This window comes from Streptomyces sp. NPDC015032, from assembly GCF_043080425.1.
Lineage (GTDB): Bacteria > Actinomycetota > Actinomycetes > Streptomycetales > Streptomycetaceae > Streptomyces.
On sequence record NZ_JBIBVN010000002.1, the window covers coordinates 519,676 to 534,665 of the forward strand.

General features: G+C 71.3%; 14 protein-coding genes and 1 pseudogene. 9 read left to right on the forward strand and 6 right to left on the reverse strand.

Annotation, left to right across the window (positions count from 1 at the left end):
- Positions 1–222: 222 nt before the first annotated feature.
- Entirely contained in the window at positions 223–1,020 is a 798-nt protein-coding gene (locus ACF08M_RS05195) for a site-2 protease family protein (protein ID WP_392183853.1), read from the forward strand.
- 150 nt (positions 1,021–1,170) lie between these two features.
- Here the strand turns inward: ACF08M_RS05195 and ACF08M_RS05200 are convergent, their stop codons facing one another.
- Together ACF08M_RS05200 and npdG are read right to left on the reverse strand one after the other, a co-directional pair.
- Complete coding sequence (locus ACF08M_RS05200) at positions 1,171–1,347, reverse strand: hypothetical protein (protein ID WP_392183854.1); 177 nt, start codon at positions 1,345–1,347, stop codon at positions 1,171–1,173.
- Between the two features lie 90 nt (positions 1,348–1,437).
- Positions 1,438–2,148: an NADPH-dependent F420 reductase gene (npdG, locus tag ACF08M_RS05205; protein ID WP_392183855.1), complete on the reverse strand. Its 711-nt coding sequence runs from the start codon at positions 2,146–2,148 to the stop codon at positions 1,438–1,440.
- Positions 2,149–2,288: 140 nt separating this feature from the next.
- Here npdG and ACF08M_RS05210 point away from each other — a divergent pair, with 140 nt between their 5' ends.
- Complete coding sequence (locus ACF08M_RS05210) at positions 2,289–2,891, forward strand: hypothetical protein (RefSeq protein WP_392183856.1); 603 nt, start codon at positions 2,289–2,291, stop codon at positions 2,889–2,891.
- Between the two features lie 114 nt (positions 2,892–3,005).
- Positions 3,006–4,307 carry an MFS transporter gene (locus tag ACF08M_RS05215; RefSeq protein ID WP_392183857.1) on the forward strand — a complete coding sequence of 434 codons (1,302 nt, stop codon included), beginning with the start codon at positions 3,006–3,008 and terminating at the stop codon, positions 4,305–4,307.
- Between the two features lie 62 nt (positions 4,308–4,369).
- Here the strand turns inward: ACF08M_RS05215 and ACF08M_RS05220 are convergent, their stop codons facing one another.
- Entirely contained in the window at positions 4,370–4,600 is a 231-nt protein-coding gene (locus ACF08M_RS05220) for a hypothetical protein (protein ID WP_392183858.1), read from the reverse strand.
- 58 nt (positions 4,601–4,658) lie between these two features.
- Here ACF08M_RS05220 and map point away from each other — a divergent pair, with 58 nt between their 5' ends.
- Positions 4,659–5,516 (forward strand): type I methionyl aminopeptidase, encoded by an 858-nt coding sequence (gene map, locus ACF08M_RS05225; protein ID WP_392183859.1) that lies wholly within the window; start codon positions 4,659–4,661, stop codon positions 5,514–5,516.
- Between the two features lie 250 nt (positions 5,517–5,766).
- Complete coding sequence (locus ACF08M_RS05230) at positions 5,767–6,432, forward strand: heme oxygenase (biliverdin-producing) (protein WP_392183860.1); 666 nt, start codon at positions 5,767–5,769, stop codon at positions 6,430–6,432.
- Between the two features lie 214 nt (positions 6,433–6,646).
- On the opposite strand, the pseudogene ACF08M_RS05235 reads toward ACF08M_RS05230, so the two are convergent.
- The 3 genes and pseudogenes from ACF08M_RS05235 to ACF08M_RS05245 form a co-directional block, all read right to left on the reverse strand.
- A pseudogene (locus ACF08M_RS05235) lies at positions 6,647–7,333 on the reverse strand (PhzF family phenazine biosynthesis protein); the annotation flags it as partial.
- 69 nt (positions 7,334–7,402) lie between these two features.
- Entirely contained in the window at positions 7,403–8,965 is a 1,563-nt protein-coding gene (locus ACF08M_RS05240; protein WP_392183861.1) for an HtaA domain-containing protein, read from the reverse strand.
- A gap of 136 nt (positions 8,966–9,101) precedes the next feature.
- Complete coding sequence (locus ACF08M_RS05245; protein WP_392183862.1) at positions 9,102–10,502, reverse strand: HtaA domain-containing protein; 1,401 nt, start codon at positions 10,500–10,502, stop codon at positions 9,102–9,104.
- A 136-nt stretch (positions 10,503–10,638) separates the two neighbouring features.
- Here ACF08M_RS05245 and ACF08M_RS05250 point away from each other — a divergent pair, with 136 nt between their 5' ends.
- The 4 genes from ACF08M_RS05250 (at position 10,639) to efeO (ending at position 14,980) form a co-directional block, all read left to right on the forward strand.
- Positions 10,639–11,721: a hemin ABC transporter substrate-binding protein gene (locus ACF08M_RS05250; RefSeq protein ID WP_392183863.1), complete on the forward strand. Its 1,083-nt coding sequence runs from the start codon at positions 10,639–10,641 to the stop codon at positions 11,719–11,721.
- Positions 11,718–12,818 carry a FecCD family ABC transporter permease gene (locus tag ACF08M_RS05255; protein ID WP_392183864.1) on the forward strand — a complete coding sequence of 367 codons (1,101 nt, stop codon included), beginning with the start codon at positions 11,718–11,720 and terminating at the stop codon, positions 12,816–12,818. Before ACF08M_RS05250 ends, ACF08M_RS05255 begins: the two co-directional genes overlap by 4 nt.
- Positions 12,815–13,654: a heme ABC transporter ATP-binding protein gene (locus ACF08M_RS05260; protein ID WP_392183865.1), complete on the forward strand. Its 840-nt coding sequence runs from the start codon at positions 12,815–12,817 to the stop codon at positions 13,652–13,654. Before ACF08M_RS05255 ends, ACF08M_RS05260 begins: the two co-directional genes overlap by 4 nt.
- 189 nt (positions 13,655–13,843) lie before the next feature.
- Positions 13,844–14,980, forward strand: a complete 1,137-nt coding sequence (gene efeO / locus ACF08M_RS05265) for an iron uptake system protein EfeO (protein WP_392183866.1) — start codon at positions 13,844–13,846, stop codon at positions 14,978–14,980.
- The last annotated feature ends 10 nt before the right edge of the window (positions 14,981–14,990 follow it).

Sequence of the window (14,990 nt, forward strand, 5' to 3'; positions counted from 1 at the left end):
CGCCTATTCTCCGTGACCGTGACCGGGAAGTGCACATATGTGCGGACGCGCCCCTGTGCGCCGTGCGCGCGGTGTCCGCCGTCTGCCGGGATCGCTCTTCATGGCCCCAGCCTTCATGGAACCACTGCCCCGACGCGAGACGTTTGTGACGTGTCGCCTGTACGGTCGCTCTCGCCGCGCACCTCCCCGTCCACCTTCCGGCCGGCCACCAGGAGTTCACCGATGCCTACCGCAGCAGCCCGCCGCGACCGGCGGATCAGCCCGGTCTTCCTCGCGATCGTCGCCGTGGCGGCGGTGTCGGGCTGGGCGGTGTGGACGGATTTCGCGCAGCGGCCCGGAGTCGCCGTCTTCCTCTTCGTGACGGCGGCCTGGGTGGTGTCGCTCTGTCTGCACGAGTACGCGCACGCCCGCACCGCGCTGCACAGCGGGGACATCTCCATCGGATCGAAGGGTTATCTGACCCTGAATCCACTGAAATACACCCATGCCCTGCTGAGCATCATTCTTCCGGTGCTGTTCGTGATCATGGGCGGCATCGGGCTGCCCGGCGGTGCGGTCTTCATCGAGCGGGGCCGGATCAGCGGTCGCTGGAAGCACAGTCTGATCTCCGCGGCGGGACCGCTGACGAACGTACTGTTCGCGATCGTGTGCACGGCGCCGTTCTGGCTGCACGCACTGGACGGCGTGCCGGTCGGCTTCCAGTACGCGCTGGGATTCCTGGCGCTGCTCCAGGTCACCGCGGCGATCCTCAATTTCGTCCCGATGCCGGGTCTGGACGGCTACGGCGTGATCGAACCCTGGCTCTCGTACCGGATCCGCCAACAGGTGGAGCCGTTCGCCCCGTTCGGGCTGATCGCGGTCTTCGGCGTGCTGTGGATCCCCGAGGTCAACCACGCGTTCTTCGACGCGATCCACGCGCTGTTGCGGACACTGGGCATCAGTGAATTCACGACGTACTGCGGATTCGACACCTACCGCTTCTGGCGGGCGGCCGATCCGGTCTGCGCGTCCGGCGGCTGACCCGTGGCGGTCCGCGGCCGCCCCGTGGTCACCGGGGACTCCCGTTCCGGCCGGGCCGCCCCCGCGGTCAGGTCCGCACGAAGACCCCAGGGCCTCTCGTCCGGGTTGCGCCGGGCCCGCGGGGTCCGGCGCGATCGTGAACGAAAGCCTCTAGCCCGCGGCGCTCTCCGCGCGCCGTCGGCGCAGATAGAACCACGCCATGTTGGACGAGAGCCCGGCCAGCAGCACCCAGACGATCCCGAGCCAGCTGCCCTGGACGAACGAGATCACGGCCGCGACGACGGCCAGGACGCAGACGGCGATGGCGTAGAGAGCGAGGCGGGGCATGGGGAGCGGCTCCTGTCCGGGTGATGCACGGTCCCGTCCAGTGTCCCTCATGCCCCTTTCCGCTCACCGCAGGGTGGGCCGGGAACACTCTCAGACGTCGGTGGTACGCAGACCGGCGTGCGCCTTGTAGCGGCGGTTGACCGAGATCAGGTTGGCGACCAGCGACTCGACCTGGTGGGCGTTGCGCAGCCGCCCGGCGAAGATGCCGCGCATGCCGGGGATCCGGCCCGCCAGCGCCTGTACGAGGTCGGTGTCGGCGCGGGCCTCGCCGAGCACCAGGACGTCGGTGTCGATCTCCTCGATGGCCTCGTCCTGGAGCAGCACCGCCGAGAGGTGGTGGAAGGCCGCGGTGACCCGGGACTCCGGCAGCAGGGCGGCGGCCTGTTCGGCGGCGCTCCCCTCCTCGGGCTTCAGGGCGTAGGCGCCCTTCTTGTCGAAGCCGAGCGGGTTGACGCAGTCGATGACGAGCTTGCCCGCGAGCTCGTCGCGCAGCGACTCCAGGGTCTTGGCGTGGCCGTCCCACGGCACGGCGACGATCACGGCGTCGCTGCGCCGCGCGCACTCCGCGTTGTCGGCGCCCTCGACGCCCTGGCCCAGCTCGTCCGCGGCGGCCCGGGCACGGTCGGCGGCGCGGGAGCCGATGATCACCTTCTGCCCGGCGCGGGCGAACCGGTAGGCGAGTCCGCGGCCCTGCGGCCCGGTACCGCCGAGCACACCGACGGTCAGCCCGGACACATCGGGGAGGTCCCAGGGGTCCTTGGCGGGGGGCTTGGGTGCGCTGCCGCTCTCGTTCGTAGTCATGTGCCCGACACTACTGCGCGCCATGGCGGGGAACGCAGCGTCGTAGCCCTGCGATATCCGTCACGGCTCCTGCCCCCGTCCGGCTGGTTCGGTGCCGTTCACCGGTGCGGGGGACGGCCCCTGCGGCATGATGCCGGGCCATGGATGCCGTACGCGTCGCCCTGCTGCGTGAAGTGCTCGCCGGGACCGAGTGGCCCACCGCCGCCCGGCGGTTCGCCGGGGCGCTCAAGTCGTCCGTCGTCCCGCACGGCGGCGGGCTGCTGCTGGTGGGGACGGCGGCGTACGAGCCGTGGCATCTGGCGGCCCACCTGGTCGACGAGTCCGCCTGGTCCGGACTGCCGGAACTGACACCCACCCTGGTACGCCACCGGGTGGAGCCGGGCGATCCGGCGCATCTGGCCGTCGGACTGGGGCGGATCGAGACGGCCGGGCGGGGCGAGACGCTGCTCCTGGTGGCCCCGGAGCGGCCCGGCGCCGGGCTGCTGGAGCGGGTGTGCGACGCCCGCCGGGCGGGGGCGACGGTCCTCTCGCTGGGCGACGGTGATCCGGACGTGCGGGGGCTCGCCCACGAGACGCTCGCGGTGACCGGCACCGACGACATCGACCTGGACACCGTGCAGCATCTGGTGAGCGCGGCGGCCGGGGAGAACAGTGCCCCCGCGCCGCGCCGGAACCGTCGCTTCCGGGACCGGCTGTCCCGGCTGGCCGACCAGCTGACGGCGCCACCGCCGGCCCGGTGGTGAGAGCCCGGGAGCCGCGGCGGGAGCCGCCGGGGCACCAGGACCGCAGGGTTCACCGAGGCGCCGTCAGGAAAATCTGTTGCACGAGGCACCTGTAGCACCTGACCATCACCTCTCGTGACCTCAGCCCCCTCACCGGCAGGACGGCTCGCCGCACTGCTTCCCGATCTCTCGCCCCTGCGTTCCTCCGCCGACTTCCGGCTGCTGTGGATCCAGGGCCTGGTGACCTACTTCGGCAGCTTCATGGCGCTGATCGCGCTGCCGCTCCAGATCAAGGACCTGACGGGTTCGCCCCTGGCCGTCGGTGCGATGGGTGCGGTCGAGCTGGTGCCGCTCGTCGTCTTCGGTCTGTACGGCGGGGCACTCGCGGACTCCGCGGACCGCCGCAAGGTGATCCTGGGCACCGAGGCGGGGCTGGGGCTGCTGGCTCTCGTGCTCCTGGTGAACGCCGCGCTGCCCGACCCGATGCTCTGGCCGCTCTATCTGGTCGCGGGCGGAGTCTCCGCGCTCGCCGGGCTCCAGCGGCCCGCGCTGGACTCCCTGATGGCCCGGATCGTGCCGCACGAGCAGCTGACCGCGGCAGCCGCGCTGAATTCACTGCGCTGGCAGTTCGGCGCGATCACCGGACCCGCGGTGGCCGGACTGGTGGTGGCCTACGCCGGGCACGCCACGGCGTACACGGTCACGGTGGCCACATTCGCCCTGTCCGTGCTGCTGTGTCTGCGGCTGGCACCCGCACCGCCCGCCCGGGACAGCGGAAAGCCCTCGCTGCGCGGCATAGCCGAGGGGGCGAGGTACGCCTGGAGCCGGCCGGTGCTCCTGGGTACGTACGCGGTCGACATGGCAGCGATGTTCTTCGCCTTCCCGAACGCGATCTTCCCGTTCCTGGCGGACGATCTGAACGCCGACTGGTCGCTGGGCCTGATGTACGCCGCGGATTCGGTCGGCTCCCTGGTGCTGGGCCTGACCAGCGGCTGGACGTCACGGGTACGGCGGCACGGACTGTTCGTGGTGTTCGGCGCGGCGGCCTGGGGACTGGCGATCGCGGCGGCCGGCTGGTTCAGCAACGTATGGCTGGTCCTGGCCTGCCTGGCGGTGGCGGGCGCGGGGGACATGCTCAGTGGTCTCGGCCGCTCCACAATCTGGAACCAGACCGTCCCGGAGGAGCTGCGCGGCCGGCTGGCGGGCATCGAGGTGCTCTCGTACGGCGTCGGCCCGCAGCTGGGCCAGGTCCGGGCCGGCGCGATGGCGGGCTGGACGGGAACCCGCTCCGCGATCTGGAGCGGGGGCGTGGCGTGCGTGGCCTCGGTCGCGCTGCTCACCGCGGCCCTGCCGAAGCTGCTGACGTACGACTCCGAGACGGACGAGGACGCGATGCGCAGGCGCGATGCGAGGGAGTCCAGCCCCTCCGGCGCCTGAGGAGCGGGGGGCTCCGCCCGCCTGAGGAGCGGGGGCTCCGCTCCTCCCCGGCCCCCGGGTCCTCAATCGCCGGTCGGGCCGGATTCCCCCCGGTCGTGCCATTTGGGGTCCGTCTCCCATTCGAGGTTCCGCTCCTGCGCCGTCTCCATCGCGTGCCGCGCCTCCTGCGGCGAGGCATACGGCCCGAAGCGGTCCTTGGCCGGGCACTCGGGGCCCTCCTCGACCTTCCGGTGCTGCAGGCAGTAGTACCACTCGCCCGGCTTGCCGGCCGTGCGCTTCTTGAACAGGGCCATCTCCGGCTCCTTCCCTCGGGGCCATGCTGCCCCACGCACGCTGGTTAGACTCGCTGACATGTCTGGCCAGTCGCTGCTCACACCCGGGGAGATCACTCCCATCCGTTCCGTACCCGGAAACATCCGGCGTCCCGAATACGTGGGCAAGCCGGCCCCCACCCCGTACACCGGTCCGGAGATCCAGGACGCCGACACCATCGAGCGCATGCGCATCGCGGGGCGGATCGCCGCACAGGCGATGGCGGAGGCCGCCAAGCACATCGCCCCGGGCGTCACGACGGACGAACTCGACCGGGTCGCCCATGAGTTCATGTGCGACCACGGCGCCTACCCCTCGACACTCGGCTACCGCGGATTCCCCAAGTCGCTCTGCTCCTCGCTCAACGAGGTGATCTGCCACGGCATCCCGGACTCCACCGTGCTGAGTGACGGCGACATCGTGAATCTCGACGTCACGGCGTACATCAACGGTGTGCACGGCGACAACAACGCCACGTACCTCTGCGGCGACGTGGACGAGGAGTCCCGGCTGCTCGTGGAGCGCACCGAGGAGTCGTTGCGGCGGGCCGTCAAGGCGGTCCGCCCGGGGCGGCAGGTCAATGTGATCGGGCGGGTCATCGAGTCGTACGCGAAGCGCTTCGGGTACGGGGTGGTGCGGGACTTCACCGGACACGGGATCAATGCGTCGTTCCACTCCGGGCTGATCATTCCGCACTACGACAGCCCGCGCGCGACCACCGTGATGCAGCCGGGCATGACCTTCACCATCGAGCCGATGCTGACGCTGGGCACGCATGACTACGACATGTGGGACGACGGCTGGACGGTGGTGACGAAGGACCGCAAGCGCACCGCCCAGTTCGAGCACACGCTGGTGGTGACGGAGACGGGCGCCGAGATCCTGACGCTCCCGTAGCCACCCGGACAGCTCCACCGAAAGCGGCCGCCCGTCCCCGGGCGGCCGCTTTCGCATGCTCCCGCTCCTCCCGCACGGAGGCGGAACCAGGCGTAGCATTTTTACCGACAAGCCGTCGGGAAGTCATTGACTTAGGTAAGCCTAAGTAGGAAGATCGGAGACGTCGACAGCCGCTGCCGTACGCAGTCGCTGCCGACGCTTCTGTCTCTTTCCGGACTTCCCCGTCCCCCTCGGCCCCCGGAGGCCCGCCTTGGACGCAACCGCCGCCCCCACGCCCTTCTCGACACTGATCCGCACCGCGTCGCACGAGCAGCACACCGAGGCGGAGACCTCGGCCTTCATGAGCGACCTGCTCGGCGGACGCCTCGGTGTGGACGCGTACACGCGCTACACCGAGCAGCTGTGGTTCGTCTATCAGGCACTGGAGGAGGGGGCCGGGGCACTGCGGAACGACCCGGTCGCCGGTCCGTTCATACGGCCCGAGCTGATGCGCACCGCCGAGCTGGAACGCGATCTGGCCCACCTGCGGGGTGCCGGCTGGCGCGACGGCCTGGAGCCGCTGCCCGCCACGGCCGCGTACGCCGCCCGGGTCGAGGAATGCGCCCGCACCTGGCCCGCCGGATACGTGGCGCACCACTACACCCGCTATCTCGGCGACCTCTCGGGCGGCCAGATCATCCGCGACAAGGCGGAGAAGACCTGGGGCTTCGCGCGCAAGGGCGACGGGGTGCGGTTCTACGTCTTCGAGGAGATATCCAACCCCGCCTCGTTCAAGCGGGGCTACCGCGAGCTGCTGGACGCGGTGGACGCGGACGACCTGGAGAAGCAGCGCGTCGTCGACGAGTGCAAGCGGGCGTTCGCGCTGAACACGGCGGTGTTCCGGGAGCTGGGCGAGGTGTTCCCGCTCAGCGCCTAGGGCCTTTCGTTTGGATCAGGCCGGATCAGGGAGCGGGGTCTGGTGCGTGCGATCGCAAGGCGGAGGAGGGAGGCAGATGGGGTCTCCCCTGCTCGAGCGGAGCCGAGAGCTTGGGGAAGGAGCCATGGCGACCGACGACAACGCGGCGAGCGTGCGTGCCGGACCCCGCGAGCCCGGCATGATCCAAACGAGAGGCCCTAGCGCCCGGGTCCCGGCCACGCATCGCCAACAGGACGCGGCCCCCGATCTCCACCGTGCCGTCGGGCGCGGGTGCGGTGAGGATCTGGGAGCCGCGTCCTTGTGCGATGTTGAGGGCGCGGCCCAGCTCCGCGCTGAGCAGCAGGGCCGCCGCGCCCGTCGCCTCGTCCTCCACGATGCCGTCGTCGCGGCGCGGGAACGCCCGCGCCCTGACCCGGCCGGCCGCCTCGTCCTCCCAGGCCCATACGTACAGCCAGCCCTCGCCCGGTGGCGGCCCGGTCAGCGCCTCGACCTCCGCGGCGGATGCGTACCGCTCCAGCGTGCGCGGCGGCGCCCACTCCGGGCGGGCGGTGATCCAGCTGAACTCCCCGTCCTGACGGGCGAATACCTCCCCGACCGGCAGCTCCAGGATCTCCAGGTCGAGCAACCAGGCGGTGCCGACGAGCGGGTGCCCGGCGAAGGGGAGGCGGAGCCCCGGTGTGTAGATGTCGACGTGTCCGCGCTCGGGGTCGTCGACGAACACGGTCTCACTGAAGCCCAGTCGACCGGCCAGCTTCTGCCGGGACGCCTCGTCGGGGTACGTACGCCCGTCGCGCACGACCCCGAGGGCGTTGCCGTGCCTTCCGTCGGGGCCGCAGAACACACGCAGTACGTCGATGCCCGCGGGTACGTCGAAGTCGCTGTCGCTCACGTGGGCATTCAAGCACCGCCCGGCTGACGGCCCCTTGACCGGGCCGTCCCCCGGGCGGTGGTGCCGGGCGATGCGGACGGATCAGGCGGTACGACGACGGCGTGCGGCGATCACGACTCCGGCGCCGGCCGCCACGACGACGCCCGAAGCGGCGAACAGGGCACCGGCCGGGATGCCGGAACCGGTGGCGGCGAGGGAGCCCGAACCGCCGACCGAACCGCCGCCCGCACTGCCGCCGCCGAGGGCCGTGGAGCCGTCCGCCGGACCGGCGGAGCCGGTCGAGCCGCTGGAGCCGGTGGAGCCCGGCAGTTCGGCGTCCTTGTCGAGGGCGACCGCGATGGTCGGCGCGTCGAGCTGCTCGCCCGCCGGGTACATGCCGCCGAAGGCCTTGGTGCCGTCGGCGGTGAGGGTCGCCGGGACGGACGGGAGGGTCACCACACCGCCCTCGGCCGCGAGTTCCCCCTGGGGCAGTTTCAGGTCGGCGACGGCCAGACCGGTGTACGTGCTGACCTTCCTGGTCTCGCGGTCCTTGGTGGAGACGTCCGCGATCAGCGTGCCCTTCGCCCCATTCACCTGGATCTTCATGTTCGTCAGGGAGAGGTCGAGGGTGTACGCGCCGTTCTCCTCGTGGCCCAGGAAGCGGACCTTGCCGCCGAAGCCGGCGTTCAGGGTCTGCTTGCCGGCGTCGAAGTGGCCGGTGGCGTCCGGGAACCGGTAGCTGTCGCCGGACGCGGTGGCACCGGCCGTCGTCTCGGCCTTGCCGTGAGCGATCGGCCCCGTGACGTACGTACGGAAGGACTTCTTGACGCCCCAGTCCAGGGTGCCGTCGACGATCGCGCCCGGGGCGGAGGCGGACGGCTTGCCGGTGGCCGGGGCGGAGGCGGACGGGGACCCGGTCGAGGTGGGCCGCTCCGTGGGCTCGGTGGTCGGCTTGGTGGTCGGCTTGGTGGTCGGCTTCCCGGTCGGTCCGGTGGTCGGCTTCTCCGTCGGCTTCCCGGTCGGGGCCGGGACCGCCTTCACCGAGAGCGTGGCCGGGTCGAGCGCATCGCCTTCCTTGTACTGGCCGTTGAACGCCTCGGAGCCCGCCTTCGTCAGCGTCGCCGGAATGTCCTTGAAGACCATTGCACCGCCCGCACCCTGCCCCGGCTTCACCGCCGACAGGTCGAGAGCCGCGAACGCCACGTCGTCGCGGGTGCCTTCCGGGGTCGTGACATCGACGGTGATCGCGCCACCGGTACCGGTCGTGGAGAGCTTCACGTCCGAGAGCGTGATGTCGAGAACGCCGCCGTGGGCGTAGAAGTTGATGCCGCCCTCGAAGGCGGTGTCGGTGCCGTGCGTGGCCGTGTCGTAGGTGCCCTTGCCGTTGACGAAGGTGAACACGCCGTTGTCGGGCGCCTGGGTGGCGCCGCCCTTGACGGTGATCTTCCCGCCGGAGAACGAGGAGGCGAGGTACGTGCGGAAGGACTCCTTGACGCCCCAGTCCAGCGTGCCGTCCGTCAGTTCCAGCTTCGGTGCCGCGGCGGGTGCCCCGTCGGATGCGGTGCTGTCGGCGGCGAGCGCCGGAAGGGCGAACGCGGTGACGCCGAGGGCGGCTGCCGTGGCGACAGCGGCGGCGAGAGCTATGGGGCGGCGGGTGGCTGCCATGGTCGGTGGTCTCCTCAGGAAATGGAACGGGGGTGGGACGAAGGGATGGGAAACGGGAAAGGGAGAACGGGGGGGAACGGGGGGGAACGGGGGAACGGGGGGGGAACGGGGGGCTGGAGAACGGGAGGACGGGGGTCTAGTTGCCGTTCTGCCGGGTGCCGCGGCGGCGGGCGAGATACAGCGCACCCGCTGCGGCGGCGAGCACGCCCGCGCCGCCGATGCCGAGATACAGCCCGGTGCGGGAGCCGGACTCGGACACCGATGCCGCCGTGGCGGTCTTCTCCGCGGGTGCCCCGGACGGCTCGGACGACGCGGCAGGGGCACTGCCCAGGTCGGGCAGGGCGGGCAGTTCGGCCTTGGTGTCGAGGGCGACGGCGAGCGAGACCGGGTCCATCGCGGTGCCCGCCTTGTAGAGCGAGCCGAATGCCTCGGCACCGTCGGAGGTGAGGGTCGCGGGGGCTTCGGTGAGAACGGCGAGGCCGTCCTCGGGCGCGAAGTCCTTCGCGGCGAAGGTGACCAGCGGGACGGCCTCGCGCCGGTCGCCACGGCTCAGGACGTCGGCGGAGAGCGTGCCCGTACCCGACTCCACCCGGACCGCGACCGCGGAGAGTTCCAGGTCGAGCCCGTCGGCGCCGGTGAAGCGGACACGGCCCGCGAAGTCTGCGTCCAGGGTCTGCTCCTTCGGGTCGTACGTGCCCGTGCCGCGCGGGAAGCGGAAGAGGGCCCCGCCGTCCTGGGCGCCGTCGGCGAGGGTCCACTTCCCCCTGCCGATGGGGCCGGTGACGTACTCGCGGAAGGTCCGGCGCACGCCCCAGTCGACGGCGGCGGCCTCGAAGCGGCCCGCGGCCTTCCCGTCCTTCTTCGGCTCCGCCGGATTCTCGGGGGACCTGGACGCGGCCGGCTTCCCGGCCGGGGCGGCGGTGTCCACGGAGAGGCTGACCGGGTCGAGCGGCGTGCCGGCCGTGTAGTAGCCGGCGAACGCCTTCGCCCCCTGTGAAGTCAGGGTCGCCGGCACGTTGTCGAGGGCGACGGGGGTGGCACCGCCCCTCATGTCGATCCCGGAGAGACCGAGCGTCGCGAGAGGTACCTGGGCCGTCGAGGTGACCCGGCCGCTCCCCCGGTCCTTGCTGACCATGTCGGCGTACACCGTGCCGTTGCCGCCCGCGGTGCGGACGGTCAGGCGGCTGATGGTGAGGTCCAGTTCATGGCTGCCGTCGGACTTCTGGTGGCCGACGAAGCGGACCCCGCCCGAGAAGCCCGAGGCGAAGGCGCCGGTCGCCGGGTCGTAGGAGCCGGTGGCGGAGTGGAAGCGGAACTGGCTGCCGCCGACCGTGGCGGCGCCGCCGGTCAGGCTCCAACTGCCGTTGGCGATGGGGCCGGTGACGTAGCTCTGGAAGGAGGACTTGATGCCCCAGTCCAGCCTGCCGCCCTGCACCGTGCGGCTCGCCGCTTGCGCGGCGGCGGCCGGGAGCAGGGCTCCCAGCAGGGCCGCGAGAAGCGCGACAGCGAGCGCGCGGGCAGGTCTGGACGACAGCATGGGGCCCCTCCGAGGTCTGGCAAATAAGGTAAGGCTAACCTAAGCTATGCACATTCTGTGGCGGTACCCCCCTTCCACCACATTGCTCGCAGAACCGTGCCAACTACTCACCGCAGAACGACAGGACGGTGCCCCAGTGCGCTTCTCGCAGGACTTCGCCCCGCCGGGTCAGGGATCCCGGCGGCCAGGGCGCGGGCCGGTCAGGACCCGTGGCCCGCTGGGCGCGCTGACGGCCGTCGTCGCCCTGGCCCTCGCCCTGACCGGCTGCGGCGGCGGTACGGACACCGCCGCTCCCGCCGCCCGTTCCAGGAGCGCCGCGGCCGACCGTGTCGAGCCCCTGACCACCGCCCCGAAGCCGCAACTGCCGGTCACCGTGAAGTCGGCGGACGGCGCCGAGGTCACCATCGCCTCGACGGACCGCATCGTTCCGCTGACCGGCAGCCTGAGCGAGATCGTCTTCACGCTCGGCCTCGGCAAGCAGGTCGTGGCCCGCGACATCACCGCCACCTTCGAACAGGCGGCGGAACTCCCGGTGGTGACCCGCGCCCATGACGTCTCGGCGGAGAGCGTGCTGTCGCTGAAGCCGACCGTCGTTCTCGCGGACACCACGACCGGGCCCGCGGAGGCCATCGGCCAGATCCGCGATGCCGGGATTCCGCTCGTCGTCGTCGAACCGGCCAAGGCTCTCGCCGATGTCGGCCCCCGGATCGACACCGTGGCGGCGGCCCTGGGCGTGCCGGACTCGGGCGCGGAGCTGAACGCGCGCACCCGCTCCCGTATCGAAGCCGTACAGAAGTCCGCACCCGCTCCGGCGGACGGCCACGAGAAGCCGCGGGTCGCATTCCTCTACCTGCGCGGCTCGGCCTCCGTCTATCTGCTGGGCGGCCGCGAGTCCGGTGCCGGTTCACTCATCGAAGCGGCCGGAGCCGTCGACGCGGGCAAGGCGTCGGGGCTGAAGAAGGACTTCACCGCCATCACCAGCGAGGCCCTCGCCAAGGCCGCGCCCGACGCCATCCTGGTGATGAGCAAGGGGCTCGAATCGGTGGGCGGCGTCGACGGCCTGGTGAAGATCCCGGGCGTGGCCGAGACCCCGGCCGGGATGGACCGGCGGATCGTCTCCATCGACGACGGCGTGCTGCTGAACTACGGGCCGCGCACGGACCGGGTGCTGGGTGAACTGATCGCGCAGCTCCACCGGAAGAACGGGGCGGCCGAGTGACCACCGCATACGAGGAACGCACCCGGCCGGCCGCCACCGCGGCGCCGGAACCGCGGACGCCCAAGTCCCGGCGCTCCACCGGCTTCGTCCTGACCGCGGGACTGCTCATCGCTCTCGTCGTGTGCTGCCTGCTCTCCGCCGGGTTCGGCGCCTACCGCATCCCGCTCGGCGATGTCCTCGGCTCGGTCCAGCACCGGCTCGGGCTCGGTGGAGCCGAGCTGGACCGGGTCGGTGAGAGCGTGCTGTGGAACGTACGGCTGCCGAGGGTCGTCCTCGCCCTGCTCGTCGGCGCGTCGCTGGGCTGCGCGGGAGCCCTGATGCAGGGCGTGTTCGGCAACCCGCTCGCCGAGCCCGGGGTGATCGGGATCTCCTCCGGTGCGGCGGTCGGCGCGGTCGCCTCGATCGCGCTCGGGCTGGACTTCCTCGGCAACTGGACCATCACCGTCTGCGCGTTCGCCGCCGGACTCGCCACCGTGCTGCTGGTGTACGCCTTGTCGCGGTCGGGCGGGCGGACCGAGGTCGTGACGCTGATCCTCACCGGTATCGCGGTCAACGCCTTCGCGGGCGCGCTGATCGGGCTGTTCATCTTCTTCGCCGACAACGCGCAGATCTCGCAGATCACGTTCTGGCAGCTGGGTTCACTGGCGCAGGCGACCTGGCCCAAGGTGCTCGCCGTGCTGCCGTGCGCGGTGCTCGGGCTGCTCGTCGCACCGTTCCACGCCCGGAAGCTGGACCTCCTCGCGCTCGGCGAGCGGCCCGCACGGCATCTGGGGGTCGATGTCGAGCGGCTGCGGATCGTGCTCGTCCTCGTGGTGGCACTGCTGACCGCGGCCGCGGTGGCGGTCGCCGGGATCATCTCGTTCGTGGGGCTGCTGGTGCCCCATCTGCTGCGGATGGCGAACGGTCCCGGTCACCGCTTCCTCGTTCCCGGCAGCGCCCTCGGTGGCGCTCTCGTGCTGGTGGTGGGCGATCTCGCGGCCCGTACCGTCGCCGATCCCGCCGAGCTGCCGCTCGGTGTGCTGACCGCGCTCCTCGGCAGCCCGTTCTTCTTCTGGCTGCTGCGCAGGACCCGTCGCAGGCAAGGTGGTTGGGCATGAGGACCTTGAAGAACCCGTTCCGGACCCGGGACCGGCGGCTGCCCGTTCGCGTCTCCCCCGGTTCCCCCGTCGCCGAGGCGCGCGGGCTGTGCGTGCGGCTGGGGCAGCGGCCGGTGCTCGACTCCGTCGAACTGACCGCGCACGCGGGCGAGGTGCTGGCGCTCGTCGGGCCCAACGGGGCCGGGAAGTCGACCCTGCTGGCCGCACTGGCCGCCGATCTGCCCGCCGAGAGCGGTGGGGTACGGATCGACGGGCGCCCGGCCGCCGACTGGTCGGCGCCCGAACTGGCCCTGCGCCGGGCGGTGCTGCCGCAGTCCGCCGCGCTGTCGTTCCCGTTCCCGGTGGAGGACGTCGTACGGATGGGGCGGGCGCCGTGGGCCGGGACGTGGCACGCGGACGAGGACGGCCCGGCGGTCGCCGCGGCGATGGCGGCCACCGAGGTCACCGAGTTCGCGCCGCGCCCCTTCTCCGCACTGTCCGGCGGTGAACGGGCCCGGGTCGCGCTGGCCAGGGTGCTGGCACAGCGCGCCCCGCTGCTGCTGCTCGACGAACCGACCGCGGCGCTCGACCTGCGCCATCAGGAACTCGTGCTGCGGATCTGCCGGGAGCGGGCCGCCGCCGGGGACGCGGTCGTCGTCGTGCTGCACGATCTGGGGCTCGCCGCGGCGTACGCGGACCGGGCCGCCGTGCTGCGCGACGGGCGGATCGCGGTGGCGGGCCCGCCCGCCGAGGTGTTCACCGGCGAGTTGCTCGGCGAGGTCTACCGGCAGCCGGTCGAGGTGTTCCCGCACCCCCGGACCGGGGCTCCCCTCGTCGTACCGACCCGAAGAACTTGACCATTACTTGACCATTTCATGAAACACCCATGAGACACCCGTGATCGCCTCGTTCTCGCACCGCCGAGATGAGAGCTGAATCACTGCACAGGTGGGTACCGGTCAGGTAAGCCTCGGTTAAGTTAGGTCCGCCTCACCTGTCTTTGTCCGACCTTCTCCCACTTCTCCTTCATCCTCTGTGGAGCCCGTATGCGAGCCGTTCGTTTCTCCGTCGTCACCGCTGCCGCCACGGCGGCAGCCCTGACCGCCGTCACGGGCTGCGCCGAGAAGAGCGACGGGAAGGGCGACGGGGCCGTACAGGTCGTCGCGAAGGACGACTCCTGCGAGGTCTCGAAGAAGAAGCTGCCGGCCGGTCACGTCGAACTGGCCGTGGAGAACAAGGGCTCGAAGGTCACCGAGGTCTATGTCCTCTTCCCGGACGACCGCATCGTCGCCGAGCGCGAGAACATCGGCCCCGGCACCAAGGCCAACATCACGGCCGAGATCAAGGCCGGTTCGTACGAGGTCGCCTGCAAGCCCGGCATGAAGGGCCACGGCATCCGGCAGAAGATCGAGGTCACCGGCGGCAACGCGGCCAAGCGCAGCCCCGAGATGGACAAGGCCGTCGCCGAGTACCGCACCTACGTCCAGGCGCAGGCCGACGAGACGCTGCCCAAGGCCAAGAAGTTCACGGACGCCGTCGCCGCCGGTGACATCGAGACCGCCAAGAAGCTCTACGCCGACTCCCGGCTCGGCTGGGAGCGCACCGAGCCGGTCGCCGAGTCCTTCGGTGACATCGACCCGAAGGTCGACCTCCGGGAGGACGGCCTGGAGGACGGCCAGAAGTGGACCGGCTGGCACCGCCTGGAGAAGGCGCTGTGGCAGGACAAGAAGCTGGGCGCCGAGGAGAAGGCCCTGGCACCGGTTCTCTACAAGGACCTGCTCGACTGGCAGAAGCGGGTCGGCACGGCGGACATCACCCCGACCTCGATGGCCAACGGCGCCAAGGAGCTCCTCGACGAGGTCGCGACCGGCAAGGTCACCGGTGAGGAGGAGCGCTACAGCCACACCGACCTGATCGACTTCAAGGGCAATGTCGAGGGCGCGGAGAAGTCCTACGAGCTGCTGAAGCCGATCGCCTCGAAGAACGACCCGGCACTGACGGCGTCCCTGGACAAGCAGTTCGCGTCGCTGAACACGCTGCTGGACAAGTACCGCAAGGACAAGAGCTCCTACGAGTTCACCTCGTACGAGAAGGTCGGCAAGGCCGACCGCAAGGAGCTGTCGGACGCGGTCAACGCGCTGGCCGAGCCGCTGTCCCGGCTCGCCGCCGCGGTGACGAAGTAACGGACGGGGA

Bases quoted from the DNA above. Each gene is read 5' to 3' on its own strand.
- ACF08M_RS05260 (WP_392183865.1), top strand. From the start codon at position 12,815: ATGAGGACCTTGAAGAACCCGTTCCGGACCCGGGACCGGCGGCTGCCC.
- map (WP_392183859.1), top strand. From the start codon at position 4,659: ATGTCTGGCCAGTCGCTGCTCACACCCGGGGAGATCACTCCCATCCGT.
- ACF08M_RS05200 (WP_392183854.1), bottom strand. From the start codon at position 1,347: ATGCCCCGCCTCGCTCTCTACGCCATCGCCGTCTGCGTCCTGGCCGTC.
- ACF08M_RS05210 (WP_392183856.1), top strand. From the start codon at position 2,289: ATGGATGCCGTACGCGTCGCCCTGCTGCGTGAAGTGCTCGCCGGGACC.
- ACF08M_RS05240 (WP_392183861.1), bottom strand. From the start codon at position 8,965: ATGGCAGCCACCCGCCGCCCCATAGCTCTCGCCGCCGCTGTCGCCACG.
- npdG (WP_392183855.1), bottom strand. From the start codon at position 2,148: ATGACTACGAACGAGAGCGGCAGCGCACCCAAGCCCCCCGCCAAGGAC.
- efeO (WP_392183866.1), top strand. From the start codon at position 13,844: ATGCGAGCCGTTCGTTTCTCCGTCGTCACCGCTGCCGCCACGGCGGCA.
- ACF08M_RS05245 (WP_392183862.1), bottom strand. From the start codon at position 10,502: ATGCTGTCGTCCAGACCTGCCCGCGCGCTCGCTGTCGCGCTTCTCGCG.
- ACF08M_RS05195 (WP_392183853.1), top strand. From the start codon at position 223: ATGCCTACCGCAGCAGCCCGCCGCGACCGGCGGATCAGCCCGGTCTTC.
- ACF08M_RS05220 (WP_392183858.1), bottom strand. From the start codon at position 4,600: ATGGCCCTGTTCAAGAAGCGCACGGCCGGCAAGCCGGGCGAGTGGTAC.